General features: G+C 61.7%; 14 protein-coding genes. 8 read left to right on the forward strand and 6 right to left on the reverse strand.

Annotated features, from left to right (window positions below; translation table 11 throughout):
• Window positions 1-164: 164 nt before the first annotated feature.
• Together ACFCU0_RS09605 and ACFCU0_RS09610 are read right to left on the reverse strand one after the other, a co-directional pair.
• Window positions 165-758, reverse strand: a complete 594-nt coding sequence (locus ACFCU0_RS09605; protein WP_434973450.1) for a ferritin-like domain-containing protein — start codon at window positions 756-758, stop codon at window positions 165-167.
• A 404-nt stretch (window positions 759-1162) separates the two neighbouring features.
• Window positions 1163-2413 (reverse strand): acyl-CoA dehydrogenase family protein, encoded by a 1251-nt coding sequence (locus ACFCU0_RS09610; RefSeq protein ID WP_434973451.1) that lies wholly within the window; start codon window positions 2411-2413, stop codon window positions 1163-1165.
• A gap of 318 nt (window positions 2414-2731) precedes the next feature.
• Between ACFCU0_RS09610 and ACFCU0_RS09615 the strand changes: the two genes are divergently transcribed.
• The gene (locus ACFCU0_RS09615; RefSeq protein ID WP_434973452.1) at window positions 2732-3250 is read left to right on the forward strand and encodes a hypothetical protein; all 519 of its coding nucleotides are present in this window, start codon (window positions 2732-2734) and stop codon (window positions 3248-3250) included.
• A 28-nt stretch (window positions 3251-3278) separates the two neighbouring features.
• Here ACFCU0_RS09615 and ACFCU0_RS09620 read toward each other — a convergent pair whose 3' ends face one another.
• Both ACFCU0_RS09620 and ACFCU0_RS09625 read right to left on the reverse strand, forming a co-directional pair.
• Window positions 3279-3866: a hypothetical protein gene (locus ACFCU0_RS09620; protein ID WP_434973453.1), complete on the reverse strand. Its 588-nt coding sequence runs from the start codon at window positions 3864-3866 to the stop codon at window positions 3279-3281.
• A 77-nt stretch (window positions 3867-3943) separates the two neighbouring features.
• Window positions 3944-5191 carry a DNA double-strand break repair nuclease NurA gene (locus tag ACFCU0_RS09625; RefSeq protein WP_434973454.1) on the reverse strand — a complete coding sequence of 416 codons (1248 nt, stop codon included), beginning with the start codon at window positions 5189-5191 and terminating at the stop codon, window positions 3944-3946.
• A 244-nt stretch (window positions 5192-5435) separates the two neighbouring features.
• Here ACFCU0_RS09625 and ACFCU0_RS09630 point away from each other — a divergent pair, with 244 nt between their 5' ends.
• The 5 genes from ACFCU0_RS09630 to ACFCU0_RS09650 all read left to right on the forward strand — a co-directional run bounded on the left by ACFCU0_RS09630 (window position 5436) and on the right by ACFCU0_RS09650 (window position 9626).
• Window positions 5436-6503 carry a hypothetical protein gene (locus tag ACFCU0_RS09630; protein ID WP_434973455.1) on the forward strand — a complete coding sequence of 356 codons (1068 nt, stop codon included), beginning with the start codon at window positions 5436-5438 and terminating at the stop codon, window positions 6501-6503.
• 156 nt (window positions 6504-6659) lie between these two features.
• Window positions 6660-7811 (forward strand): coproporphyrinogen-III oxidase family protein, encoded by a 1152-nt coding sequence (locus ACFCU0_RS09635; RefSeq protein WP_434973456.1) that lies wholly within the window; start codon window positions 6660-6662, stop codon window positions 7809-7811.
• 34 nt (window positions 7812-7845) lie between these two features.
• Window positions 7846-8364, forward strand: coding sequence for a GNAT family N-acetyltransferase (locus ACFCU0_RS09640; RefSeq protein WP_434973457.1), 519 nt, complete (start codon window positions 7846-7848; stop codon window positions 8362-8364).
• Window positions 8365-8392: 28 nt separating this feature from the next.
• Window positions 8393-8917 (forward strand): DUF192 domain-containing protein, encoded by a 525-nt coding sequence (locus ACFCU0_RS09645; protein ID WP_434973458.1) that lies wholly within the window; start codon window positions 8393-8395, stop codon window positions 8915-8917.
• A 214-nt stretch (window positions 8918-9131) separates the two neighbouring features.
• Entirely contained in the window at window positions 9132-9626 is a 495-nt protein-coding gene (locus ACFCU0_RS09650) for a DUF192 domain-containing protein (protein WP_434973459.1), read from the forward strand.
• A gap of 35 nt (window positions 9627-9661) precedes the next feature.
• Here ACFCU0_RS09650 and ACFCU0_RS09655 read toward each other — a convergent pair whose 3' ends face one another.
• Window positions 9662-9991 carry a hypothetical protein gene (locus ACFCU0_RS09655; protein ID WP_434973460.1) on the reverse strand — a complete coding sequence of 110 codons (330 nt, stop codon included), beginning with the start codon at window positions 9989-9991 and terminating at the stop codon, window positions 9662-9664.
• Between the two features lie 109 nt (window positions 9992-10100).
• Window positions 10101-10433 carry a HesB/IscA family protein gene (locus ACFCU0_RS09660; protein ID WP_434973461.1) on the reverse strand — a complete coding sequence of 111 codons (333 nt, stop codon included), beginning with the start codon at window positions 10431-10433 and terminating at the stop codon, window positions 10101-10103.
• Between the two features lie 579 nt (window positions 10434-11012).
• Between ACFCU0_RS09660 and sufB the strand changes: the two genes are divergently transcribed.
• Together sufB and sufC are read left to right on the forward strand one after the other, a co-directional pair.
• Window positions 11013-12479, forward strand: coding sequence for a Fe-S cluster assembly protein SufB (gene sufB / locus ACFCU0_RS09665; RefSeq protein WP_434973462.1), 1467 nt, complete (start codon window positions 11013-11015; stop codon window positions 12477-12479).
• Between the two features lie 99 nt (window positions 12480-12578).
• Window positions 12579-13349 carry a Fe-S cluster assembly ATPase SufC gene (gene sufC / locus ACFCU0_RS09670; protein ID WP_434973463.1) on the forward strand — a complete coding sequence of 257 codons (771 nt, stop codon included), beginning with the start codon at window positions 12579-12581 and terminating at the stop codon, window positions 13347-13349.
• Window positions 13350-13528 lie beyond the last annotated feature (179 nt).

Genomic DNA, 13528 nt, shown 5'->3' on the forward strand with positions numbered 1-13528 from the left:
TCCATACCCTACGTGATGACTTTGTTTGGTCGAGGACCATTTCTGCAACAATCCCCCGTCGTGCCATGTGGCGGCGCTTCGTAAGACCGGTCTCCCGTAACGAAATAACGCCCACCCGGGAGAAGCCGGATGGGCGCATCGATAGCCGTGCTGGAGACGTCGGATTACTCGTCGCCGAGCATGTTGTGATCCAGCGTGTCTTCGCCGAGGAAGTGGTCTAGGTGGTGGGCCCGATCTTCCGTGGCCGTGAGCAGGCGCTCGAGTTGGCGCTTCGTGCCGTGGTCCTTCAGGTCGAGCGCGGCATCGATCGTCTCGCGCACGAGGACCGCCAGGGTCCGCTCGGCCTCCAGGTCGTTCTTCAGGCTCTGGCGGATCCGGAACGTGCCTTCCGGCTCATGCTCCACATGCGAAAGCTTGGCCTGATTGGCAGGCGCACTCGTCGGGATGCCACCCAGTGCCGTGATGCGCTCGGCGATCCGGTCTGTGTATTTGTGAACTTCCTCGTAGTGCTCCTCAAGGAAGTGATGGAGATCCCGAAATTGGGGACCCTCAACGAGCCAGTGATGCTTGTGATACTGGTGGTACAGGGTCCACAGCGTGCACTGGATTTCGTCCAGCTTAGGGATAAGTTCTTCCGCGACCTCTTCCGGCAGTCCCACTGGATTGTCCTCAATCATCGACTGAGGGCGCCACGGTTCACCTGATGCCGTGGTCTTCGTGGTATCCTTGGTCGGGCGTTCTTTGGTAGTTGCACTCATGTCAGCGTCCGTTCGGTTTATCGAAGTCGATAATCGTGAGAGTGCGAGACATAGCGGCGCCGTGAAACACCGCCTCGCAGGGCCCGCAATCCTCCATTTAGCGGAGACCTTCGGACGTCGAGACGGCTCTGGCTCGCGCTGCGCGTCGCATTTCGTTGCCTGGCAAGTCACCTGTGGTAAGGCACAAACCCGGTGCCATGGGAAACGGCTAATCGGGCATTGCTGCCTCGTTACAGGATGACGGTGCATGCTGCTCCGACCGGCCCGTCGGGCCCATCCGCCCGACCTGTCGCCGACAGCATTCCGCCAGAGTGACGCTCCGCCCGCGACGCTTCGTCAGCAGTCCTCCTGCTTTCCTGTCAGTGATCGAAAGAGCGACTCGTGCCGTCTCTCCGTCGACCGGCTCACGTGAAGGCGTTCTCGCCGGTCACATCCCGGCCGACGATGAGCGTATGAATCTCGTGCGTGCCCTCGTACGTGACGACGGACTCGAGATTCGCCATGTGCCGCATGACGGGGTACATCTTGGTCACGCCGTTCCCTCCGAGAAGCTGCCGCGCGGATCGGGCGATGTCTAGCGCCGCGCTGCAATTGTTGCGTTTGGCAAGCGATACCTGTTGCGGACGAACGGTGCCGGCCGTCATCAACGTACCGAGGCGCCAATTCAGAAGCTGAGCCTTCGTGATCTCCTGCACCATCTCAACGATGCGCTCCTGAACGAGCTGGAAGCCGCCAATCTTACGCCCGAACTGCTCCCGATTCGTCACGTGCTGCTGTGCCACGTCGAAGCACGCCATGGCAGCGCCGATGGCTCCCCAGCAGATCCCGTACCGGGCCTGATTCAGGCAGGAAAGCGGTCCCTTCAGGCCTGAAACCTCCGGCAGGATATTACCGCCCGGGATGCGAACGTTGTCAAGAACCACTTCGCTGGTTACCGCAGCACGAAGCGAAAGGGTGTCATCGATCGGGGGCGTCGACACGCCATCACGGTCGGTTTCGACAAGGAAGCCACGGATGGTGTCGTCTTCCGTCTTCGCCCAGATGACGGCCACATCGGCAATGGACGCGTTCGTCGACCACCGCTTATGTCCATTGATAATGAAGCTATCCCCATCCTGTCTCGCCGTCGTACGCATGTCCGAGGGATTCGAGCCGACGTACGGCTCCGTCAGCCCGAAGCATCCGATCGCTTCCCCTGCAGCCAGCGAGGGAAGCCAGCGCCGTTTCTGCTCTTCGCTGCCGTACTTCCAGATCGGATACATGACCAATGACCCCGTGACGGAGCAGAAGGAGCGCAGACCGGAATCGATCCGCTCGACCTCCTGCATCATCAGACCATATACGATGCTGTCGTGCCCGCCGCCGCCGTATTCCTCGGGCACCTTCGGCCCGAGCAGACCCAGCCGGGCAAACTCCGAGATCAGATGGTCGGGAAACGTTTCATTTTCTGCGTGCTCCTCGATGATGGGCGATACCTCCGCCGTCATGAACGACCGGACCTCGTCGCGAATGGCGCGCGCTTCGTCCGACAACAGCTCGTCGATGGCGTAGTAGTCGAGCGCCTTGAAGGCGGACGGGTCCCAGGTTCGCGGGGGCGCAGCCGCATTCGATGGGGCGGCATCGGCGATGGCGGACGAGTGAGACGATTCGGGCATAGGGGAAGAATATGCGTGTGCAATGGGGAGTGGCGGCGGCCGGAAGCGCTTCGTTGGGACTGGAAGATTCACGCAGTGCTGGACGGCAGGCTTTCACGGTGAAGGTCTGGCGCAGACCGCGTTCCCGGAGAGGCGGTTGTTGACCGTGAATGCCGTGAGATATACGTTTCGGTGTCAAGTGCCCGTGTGACAGCACTGGCGGGCGGCCGAACCTCGGCGTTACTTTTTCTTCCGCGTGTACGGCTGTAACAAGGGCATGATTCCCCTCCGTTCGGTCGCTGCTCCGGCTCATCCCCTTCTGAGAATTCCAGGTCCGACATGGTATCATCGATTCGTACCGCATGCACCCGGATTGCCCTCGCCACCCTCCTGTTCGCCGTTCTCGGCGTTGAGACTGCCGATGCGCAGTCTGAGCCCCGATTCGGGATCGGATTTCAGATGATGGCGAGCAGCATCGAGGACAACGTCGGTCCCGGCATCCGTTTCCGCGCCAGCGCACCCATTAACCGGGATCTTTCGGTGTCGATCGGCTCGGCGTTTACCGGATACGTGTTCGAGGGACAGGATGAAGCCACGTACGCGCTCGATCCCACGGCATCGCTGATCGTGACGATGCCGGTGATGGGCGGGCGCGGGACCTACTTCCTCGGCGGGGTCGGGGCGTACGTTCCGCTCGGCGACAATGCACCGGAGGCGGCGCCCTTCTTTCACTTCGGGTTCGGCCGCGTCTGGCTGCTTCGCGACACGTCGATTTTCTTTGAAGTTGACCCGGCTCTCGTCATCGGTGAGGACACCTCGAACGTGCTCTTCCCCGTCCGCGTCGGCGTCATCTTTTAACTCTGGTCCCGAGTCCCATCTGTAGCATTCACAGAACGCGCCGGAGCACCGACTGCAGCCGCTCGTGATCGTCGTCGAGTAGGCGACTCAGGGACCGGCCCGCGCGAACCACCTCGGGCCGCCCGCCCTCCGCACCTCCGAAAGCGTCATAGATCTGCTGGAGCACGGCGACGAGAAGATCGTCGACCGGCACCCGATCGGCCGGCTGCGTGATCAGGGTGCGAAGGAAATCATAGGGCGCGCCGAGGCTGCGAACGATGTCTGCATCGCAGGGACGAACGAACGCGTGGATGTCCGGCGGGTGAGCCGGAAGCGTCTGGCGCACCGCGCCCTCCCCGTCGCGATGCGCGAGAATCTGCGCGTGAACGGTCGTTCGCAGGAGTTCCTGCACCATGGGCCATTCGCGTCGGCGCTCGTCCTCCGACACGCCAAGCGCAACGGCCTGGCGGTTGCCGTCGTAGCTACCGACCTCGACGTGGCTGACGAGACCGAAAATCTCGGGGCCGTTCCGCGCCTCGACACGGATCCACGTGCCGAAGGCCGGCGCGTCGGCCTCGTCATACACTTCGGCAACGATCGCCCGGGTACTGGACTCAATGACTTCGGCGACGTTCATACGGAAGGACGGTCGGTGGAAAAGAAGGGAGGAGCCGGTAACGCCCGGCGGCGCGGTCATGACGTCAGCGAACGCGATTAGACGCGGGGACGCTGCTTGCTGCTGCGCTTCCGCGATCGCGACAAAGGAAGACCGGCCCGGCGTAGCGTTCGATCCAGGAGCCGCTGAAACGATTCGCGTTCGGGCGCACGGATCACCGCGCGCTCGTGGGCCTCGGCGAGCACGAGCGGGTATCCTTCGCCCTTCCGGCACTCACTCATCACGAGGGCGTGGATACGATCGACCAGCTCCGATCGGTCCGCGACCCACGCCGGAATTTCGATGCGGGCGATTTCACTTTCTTGTTTCGTAACGGGCACGTTCAGGTAAAAATAGCAGATCTCGTTCCCCTCCGGATACTGCCGCTGGATGTGGGATGTGGACCCGAAGACGGCCGAGCGTTCGCCGGGCTCCAGGAGAGCGCTGACGACGTGGCGGTCCAGAAGGCCCGCCAGGCGCGGCCCCTCGGACGACTCCGGTACGCCGGGTCCGTCCGGCGGGACCGCCCGCATCGCCTGTGACCGGGAGGCACCATCCCCCCGGGCGATGGGCTGTTCCCGGTTGTCGTCGAGTTCGCCCAGGTGAAAACGGAGGAGATTGACCAGCTCCGTATTGCCCGGCATCGAGATGTAGGAGGCGATCGGGAGCTCGTCCGCCATAAACTCCCTGAGCATGCCGGTATACCGCGCGATAAGGGCTTCCTCCACGACACGGTTCTGCATTCCGCGCAGCATCCACCGGATGAGGGTTCCATCTGCCAGGGCCACGAGCGGACGGCCCGGGACGCAACGGTCTCGGGCGAGCGCGAGCAACTCGGCCAGCTCCTGCTCGTCCCGCAGGGCCGACACGATCTCGGTTGTCATCGACGCCAGGACCTCGTCGAAATGTTCGTCCAGGTCATCGGCAAACCGAAGATCCGGGACGGCATCCAGCGTAGGCTCCTCCGTCGTTCCATACTGAAAGGCGACGCGCCCGATGTTCAGAAGAAAATACGCGGGCTCGATGTGCCGGTCCGGATAGATCTGCGACCCGTCTGTTGCTACGACCGTCACGGGCGTTGGGCGGGGCGGAGCCGGTTGAACGGTTGTGGGCCGTGCACGAAGCGCGGCGACAAGACGTCGGGGGGACGCCTCCTCGACGTCCTTCCGGACCGCCTGCCACCCCTCTGCAATCTCGCGCAGCGTCGAAACCGCACGAATCCGCTGCTCCTCCCGAAGACGACGGGTCTCGAACTGCGTTGCAGGCAGGCGCTCGAGCTGTTGGCGAAGTTGCTGAAGGTCGAGCATAGATGGCGAAAACGATTGTTATAGACGTCCAGAACGCACCGGCACGTCGGCCTCGGAACCGTATCCGGGCACCGCTCGATCGATCCTCCGCACAGGCACCTGCGCGTCCCTACCCGGATACGCAAGAATGTAACGGCGTGACATCGACATTCGGAGGCGCGTCCCCCATATTGGCGATGCACGACGCGGGCGCTCTCGTGCAGCTCCCGATCGTGCTCGGCTCCCGACTCAACATCGACGCTTCATGCCTCGAACGCAAACCTGGAAAGAGCGACTGTCGCTTGTTGTCGACGTCGTGATGCTCGTCCTTATCGTTTCGAACCTCTCGCTGATCGTCTTCGACTGGGGATTCGAAAGCCCGATCGTTCAGGACGCTCTACGGGAATGGACGCCTGGTTTCTATTTCTGGTACGACGCGACGATCCACAGCAACTTCGTGTTCGTGGATCTCCTCTTCGTCGCCGTGTTTGTCGTCGAGATTATCGTCCGATGGGGCCTGGCCATTTACCGGCAGCGGTATCACCGGTGGTTCTTTTATCCGTTCGTCCACTGGTACGACGTCCTCGGCTGCGTTCCCGTTAGCTCCTTCCGGTCGCTTCGGCTGCTGCGGATCGTGTCGATGATACCGAAGATGCAGCGCCTCGGTCTGGTGGATCTTCGAAAAACGGCGCTCTACCGCACCTTCTCCAAGTACGGTGGCATCGTCGTCGAGGAATTGAGCGATCGCGTGGCCGTACGAATTCTGGATGCGGTGAAAGATGAGATTCGCGACGGGCATCCTGTCCTCGATCAGGTTACGAAGGAAGTGATCGAGCCGCAGCGAGACCTGCTCATCCAATCCGTGACGCACCGCCTTCAGGAGGCAACGGCGAAGGCGTATGGTACCTACCAGTCTGATTTTCGGGAATACGTCGAGGACGTCATCGCCGTGGCCGTCGATCGCAACCAGGAGATCCGGACCATCGCCGCTATCCCCGGCGTCGGCCGAACGATGGCAAACCTCCTCGAACGCGCCATCAGCGACATCGTGTTTAATGTGATCGACCAGATGATGGCCGACGTCGCCTCGCTCGAGAACGACAAGGTCCTCAACCAGATCACCTCGATTAGCACCGATGCGCTCCTCACTAGCGAGTACGATCAACGCCTGAACCGCCTGACGCGTACCATCCTTCTGCAGTCCATCGATCTCATCAAAGAGCACGTCGAGATTCAGCAGTGGAAGATCGAAGGCGCCTCGGACACGGACGATGAGGCGACCGAGACTGCGCCGACCCGCGGCGACGGTGCCGTGAAAAACGTCACGACGTAGTTTCCACCGTGTCGGCCGCCGGCCATTTCGGCCGGTGCCACCTGCATCTCTGCCGGAGACTTCCTACCTTTCGGGCGCCTCGGTTCGTGTACGCCGAACGCATCCGACATCATCCATTTCCCGTCAACCCGTCGAGCCGTTCTGCGGCTGGTTTCTGTGGCCGGACTTTATTTCCACATCCCCTTCCGCACGGCTTCCCGCTCGTATGACGATGCCTACTATGAGGTCTTCCCGGACGAGCAGCACCTGACGTCCTCCCTGGCGTCGTTCACGGAGGCGGTCGATGCTGAACTGCGCCTGTACGCACGAGATTATGCGGAAGACGAACCGATCCAGACGATTTACGCCGGCGGCGGACGCCCGTCGCTCCTCCCCCTGCGCCATGTCCGCTCCCTCCTGAATACGGTGCTGGACGTGTTCGACGCGTCGATGTTCGAGGAATCGACGGCAGAGGTCAACCCGGCCGATGCAACCCGCGCGTACCTCAGCGGGCTGCGAAACGTGGGGTTCGACCGGCTCAGCGTCGAAGCACTGTCGTTTTACCCCGAAGACCTTCAGCACCTCGGCGCACCGCACCGGGCCTCCGACGTGATCCGAACCATCCGCACGGCCGTCAACGTCGGATTCGACTCCCTGGCCGTCGACCTGGCGTTCGGGTGGCCCGACCAATCGATGGAGCAATGGGAGAAGAACCTGCGGCAGGCCACCGAGATGGGCATTCCATCGGTCACCCTGATGGAGCACCGGCCGGACGAGCCGGAGAAAACGGACGACGAGGACCGCATGCAGCGGGCCCGGAAGCTTCAACGCGCAGGCGACATGCTGACGGACGCCGGGTATCACCCCTACGAACTGACCCATTACGCACGGCCGGGACATGAGTCTGCCCACCTGAACAACACGTACGCACACGGCAGCTACATCGGCGTCGGGCCATCGGCCGAGTCCTTCTGGTGGCCAAAACGGGCCGGTGATCGAAGTGCCTCTCGATGGACGAACATTCGCGACCTGAGCCGCTACGTAGAGGTGCTCGGCAACCGCTACCCACCCATTGCGTACCGACAAACGGCCGACTGGACCTCGCTCGCACGGGAGTTCATCTTCCTTCGAATGCGAACCCAGGAGGGACTCAGCCTGCCCGATCTTCACGAGCGGTACGGCTACGACCTTCTCGCAGAAAAAGGTGACCTGGTTGATCGGCTGATCGACAATTCTCTGATGAACGGCCTCAGCGACCAGTGCATCCGCCTGACACGGTCGGGCCGTCTCGTGGCCGACGGGATCGCGGAGAAACTTATGCCGGAGTGACGCCTCGGCCTGCCTCCGAACGACGACACCGACGATGTCAACCCTCCCGTACACAATTCGACCGGCCATCGATGGCGACTGGGCCGCCGTCCGCGACCTCTTCCGCGACTACCTGTCCGAACTCGACTTCGATCTCGACTTTCAGGACGTCGACCGCGAACTCCGCGCGCTCCCGGGTCCGTACGCCTCGCCGGACGGCGCGGTGCTCCTCGCACTCGAATCCGGGGCAAGCGGCACCCGACACACCGGCAACGGGCATCGGGCCGTCGGCGTAGTCGCGATCAAGCCGCTGGATGCGGAGAACGGAACGCGCATCTGTGAGATGAAACGGCTGTTCGTCCGCCCGGGGCACCGTGGACGCGGACTCGGGCGCGCTCTGGCCGAAGCAATCGTAGAGGCAGCCCGGCGCCGCGACTACGATATGATGCGGCTTGACACGGTCGCGTCGATGAGCTCCGCCCGAGCTGTATACGACCGGCTCGGATTTCGCGAGCGCGATCCTTACTACCACAACCCGCTGGACGACGTTGTTTACTACGAGCGCCACCTGTAGCCCATTCTCTCCCGCCGGATCGACCGTCATGCCTCCACGGACCGTCCGCCTCGCCCTTTTTCTGCTGACCGCCGCCCTTCTCCTCGTGAGCTGCACCGACGACGCCTCCTCCGGCACCGAGAACGCACCCGGAACCGAGCCGTCGTTTCGGAAGGACGGGACGTTGACCTTCGTGCGGGCGGATGGATCGGATGCGCGAACCATCGATATCGAAATTGCCGATACCGATGAAGAGCGCGCCCGGGGTCTCATGTATCGCCGATCTATGGGCTACGACCAGGGCATGCTCTTTTTACTGAAAGAAACCAGCGCGCGGGGCTTCTGGATGAAAAACACGCCGCTCCCGCTCGACATTATCTTCCTGGCTCCCGATTCCACGATTATCAATATCGCGAAACGGACGACGCCCTTTTCCGAGGAACTCATCCGACCGGAGGCGCCGAAGCGCTACGTCGTTGAGGTTCGCGGAGGATTTACCGACCGGTTCAACATCAAGCCGGGCATGGCAGTGGAGTGGACCCGACGTCCATCCGAAGAGCCTTCTTCATCATGAGTGACTTCCGTAGCGAAGCCCCGCCGACGCCTCCCCGGTAGTACGTCTGCTGCTTGACAGCGCCGGTGCGTTCATATCCAGCGAGATTTCGCCCATCCGCCTTCCCCCTTTATCCCTGTTCATGTTGAGCATGTTGCCAGATGTACTCCCTTCCACGCGCTCCCGATTAGCCCGTCACACACGGTCGCTTCCCGGTACCGTTGCGCTTCTGCTCATGGCGTGTGCGCTCGTGCTTTGTCTGACCGGTTGCGGCGGCGATGCGGAAAACGCTGGAGGGTCCGAACCCGGAAATGCGACGTACATTCCGTTCGACCATGAAGGTACGCTCGCCGTCCTGTCCGAAGGCACGCAGGACACCGTTGTAACCGTCGATATCGAAATTGCCGAAACGGACTCCGCACGGGTCCGGGGCATGATGCAGCGCGAATCGTTTCCGGACGAGACCAGCGGTATGCTCTTTCCGTTCGAGGATGAACAGCCGCGCTATTTCCATATGTCCAACACGCCGGTTGCGCTCGATATCATCTTTATTGATGCCGATTCGACCATCGTCAGCATGTCGAAGTATGCACGGCCGTTTTCGCCGGACCTTGTAGAGTCGGGCGTCCCGGCACGTTACGTACTTGAGACGCCGGCGGGCTTCTCGGATACGTACGGGCTCGTTGCGGGTGACCGCGTGCGCTGGACGCGGATAGACACCGGGCCGTGAGCACGCGACGTGTCATACCCGACGTGCCGGACCCGCTACAATACGTTCAGGATGGCGTGAACCGTTTCCGTGCATGCAATCAACACGGCGACGCTGGCGACGATCGCTACCCATTCGTCTGCGTATGAGCCGCGCCAGCCGCGGAGGTAGACGAGACGGACGGAAAAGGTGAGGACGCCGGCCACCCCTACGGCAAGTCCGGCAACGCGAAGCGCATCTTCCCGGATGACCGCAAACAGTACCGCCGCACATCCAAGGCCCACCGCCATCATGGCGAGGCTCCACCAGAGATCCAGGGAGAACAACTCGTGTAACCGAGCCTGTCGACTCCCGGGCTCGAGCTGGACCTCGTCGGACTCAGTCATTCTACCATGTAAACGCTTGTTTACGTGGACACTCACAAAATGCGGCCGTGCGGGCTTGAAGTGCGGCTTCGACCCGGCGGGCGCGGTACGGCTGCGCACGGGAGATCGGTTACATACCGAAGGACTCCCCGCAGGCACATGAACGGGTGGCCTGCGGATTGGCGAAGTGAAATCCATCCCCCTGGAGGCCGTCCGTGAAGTGAAGTTCCGAGCCCTCCAGATAGAGAGCACTTTTTGCATCGAGAACGATGCGGAGACCGTCCACCTCCGTTAGTTCATCATCGTCTTGCACGGTCGTATCCCAGCCCAGGTCGTATGTGAGCCCGGAGCAGCCGCCGGGCACGACCGCGATCCGAAGCAGCGTGTCGTCGAGATTGACGGCTTCGTCCGAGGCCACGTCGCGCAACTGAGAAAGGGCCTCGTCTGTGATGGAAATGTCCATAATGACGGTTGAAGCGGGTTTGCACAGGGTGTTTCCGTATCGAGTCCGGCAGTACGCCGCCGCAGGCTCAGGTCGGGGCGTCGGGACGCACTTCCGTATCAACAATGCCGGATTCGTACCTCTGGCCCGTCTGCAGGTTTCTCACCTCTGCCTGTCCGTACCGGCCTTGGAGACGGCCGAGCAAAGCCAGGGTGATCGGCCGGAGCGCGTGCCAGGGTGGCGCGGCGAGCATGCGGCATCATGCTGTCGCTCCACGCGAACGTGCAGAGACCGGATGCGCATCTACGCCGGATCGGCGGCGAGTCAGAAAAACTGCAATGAAGACGTTATCGCGATGAATCGCCCTGGAACGCGGCGCCAAATGCATGGTTGTAATCGAGCGTTGACAACGAAGCATAATGTAAACGGACGTTGACACCAGGCTTCTGACCGAGATCATCCGGCCCGACTGGGCTGCAGATCTCTGCCCGACCACGCCGCCAGGAGCACCGAGCCGGAAGCACCGAGCCAGAAGCACTGACGCGACGTTCAGCGTCGCCGCCACGAGCACGCACGAATTTCTTCAAGGACGAGGATTTTATGAGCCAGTCTGAAACCGAATACCTAGAGGGGGTAGCCAGCAAAGAGTACGAGCACGGCTGGTACACCGAAGTCGAGTCCGGAAAGGCTCCGAAAGGGCTGAACGAGGACATCGTTCGGTACATCTCCCAGCGAAAGGACGAACCCGAATGGTTGCTGGAGTGGCGCCTGAAGGCGTTCCGGTACTTCAAGACGCTGATGGAAGATGAGGATAGCTACCCGGAGTGGGCGCACCTCAAGTACGTCAAGCCGGACCTGCAGGACATTAGCTACTTCTCCGCGCCGAAAGACAAGGCGCAGTACGACAGCCTCGACGAGGTCCCGGACGAGTTGCTTGAGACGTTCGAACGCCTCGGCATTCCGCTTCAGGAGCAGAAGCAGTTGACGGGCGTCGCCGTTGATGCCGTCATGGACAGTGTGTCCGTGGCCACGACGTTCAAAGAGAAGTTGAAGGAGAAGGGGGTTCTCTTCATGTCCTTCGGCGAAGCCGCACGCCAGCATCCGGAGATCGTGCGCGAGCACCTCGGATCCGTCATTCCGTACACGGACAACTACTTCGCCGCGCTCAACTCGGCCGTCTTCTCTGACGGTTCTTTCGTGTACGTTCCGGAGGGCGTCCGCTGCCCGATGGAGCTGTCGACCTACTTCCGAATCAACGAGCAGGGTACCGGTCAGTTTGAGCGGACGCTCATCGTGGCAGAGAAGGGGTCATACGTCAGCTACCTGGAAGGGTGCACGGCCCCGATGCGCAAGGAGAACCAGCTGCACGCAGCCTGCGTCGAGCTGGTAGCGCATGAAGACGCCGAAATCAAGTACTCGACCATTCAGAACTGGTACCCGGGCAACCCGGAGACCGGCGAGGGCGGCGTGTACAACCTGGTCACGAAGCGCGGCATCTGCAAAGGCGATCGTTCGAAGATCAGCTGGACGCAGCTCGAGACCGGCTCGGCCGTCACTCAGAAGTACCCGTCCGTGATCTTGAAAGGGGATGACTCCGTCGGCGAATTTTACTCGGTGGCCTTCACGAAAGGGTATCAGCAGGCCGACACCGGGACGAAGATGGTCCACCTCGGCAAGAACACGAAGTCGACCATCATCTCAAAAGGCATTTCCGCCGGTAAGGCGCAGAACAGCTATCGCGGCCTCGTAAAGGTCGGGAAGAATGCGGAGAACGCACGCAACTTCTCCCAGTGCGATTCGCTGCTGATCGGCGATCAGTGCGGCGCGCACACGTTCCCGTACATCGAGATCGGTAACCCGTCCGCGCAGGTTGAGCATGAAGCGACGACCTCGAAGGTGGGCGAAGATCAGATGTTCTACTGCCATCAGCGCGGGCTCGGTGAGGAAGAAGCTCTCAAGCTCATCGTGAACGGCTTCTGCAAAGAGATTTTGGCCGAGCTGCCGATGGAATTCGCCGTCGAGGCGAAGGAACTGCTCGCCATCGAGCTCGAGGGCTCGGTCGGATAACGCATTCATTCCCTCAGGAGTGCGGCCCGCTGATCGCACGGGTCGCGCTCCTCGCGGCACCCTATTTCGAATCTGAATACCTGTAGACGGACACCACACATGGCACTCCTTGAAGTCAAAAACCTCCACGTCAGCGTCGAAGACGAGGACATCGAAATTCTTAAAGGCGTTGACCTGACGCTCGACACCGGTGAAGTTCACGCCATCATGGGCCCCAATGGATCGGGGAAAAGCACCCTCGCCGCCGTCCTGGCCGGCCGCGAAGAATACGTCGTTACCCAGGGTGAAATCCTGTACGACGGAGAAGACCTCCTCGAACTGGAGGCAGAAGAGCGCGCCGAGAAGGGCGTCTTCCTCGCCTTTCAGTATCCGGTTGAACTGCCTGGCGTGAGCATGACCAACTTCCTCCGCGAGGCCGTGAACGCGGTTCGCGAAGCGCGAGGCGAAGAAGAGCTCGGAGCTGGCGACTTTCTCAAGCTCGTCCGCGAACGCGCGAAGCTCGTCGATCTCAGCGCCGACCTCACGAAGCGGTCGGTGAACGAAGGGTTCTCCGGCGGCGAGAAGAAGCGGAATGAGATTTTCCAGCTCGCCATGCTTGAGCCGCGCCTTGCCATTCTCGACGAAACCGATTCCGGTCTCGACATCGACGCACTGCGTCAGGTCTCCGACGGCGTCAACAAGCTGCGGAGCGACGACCGGGGCTTCCTCGTGATCACGCACTACCAACGCCTGCTCGATTACATCGTGCCGGACCACGTACACGTCATGGTCGACGGTCGCATCGTCCGCTCGGGCGACAAGGACCTGGCCGTGCAGCTGGAAGAGAAAGGATACGAGTGGGTCCGCGAGGAAGCGGCTGCTGCTGCGTAACACCGGCGCCGCCCTCGCACTGTCCTGCTTTTCCCCCTGTAATCCATCGCACCTATGCCTACGACGTTAGACACCAGCGCCCCCGCAAAGGACCGGTTCCTCTCGGCCTTTGAGATGAGCAACGGGCAGGCGCTCAACGGAAAAAACGCCTCCATCTCCAGCCATCGCGAGACCGCCAT

It is taken from the genome of Longibacter sp. (assembly GCF_051155795.1).
Lineage (GTDB): Bacteria > Bacteroidota > Rhodothermia > Rhodothermales > Salinibacteraceae > Longibacter.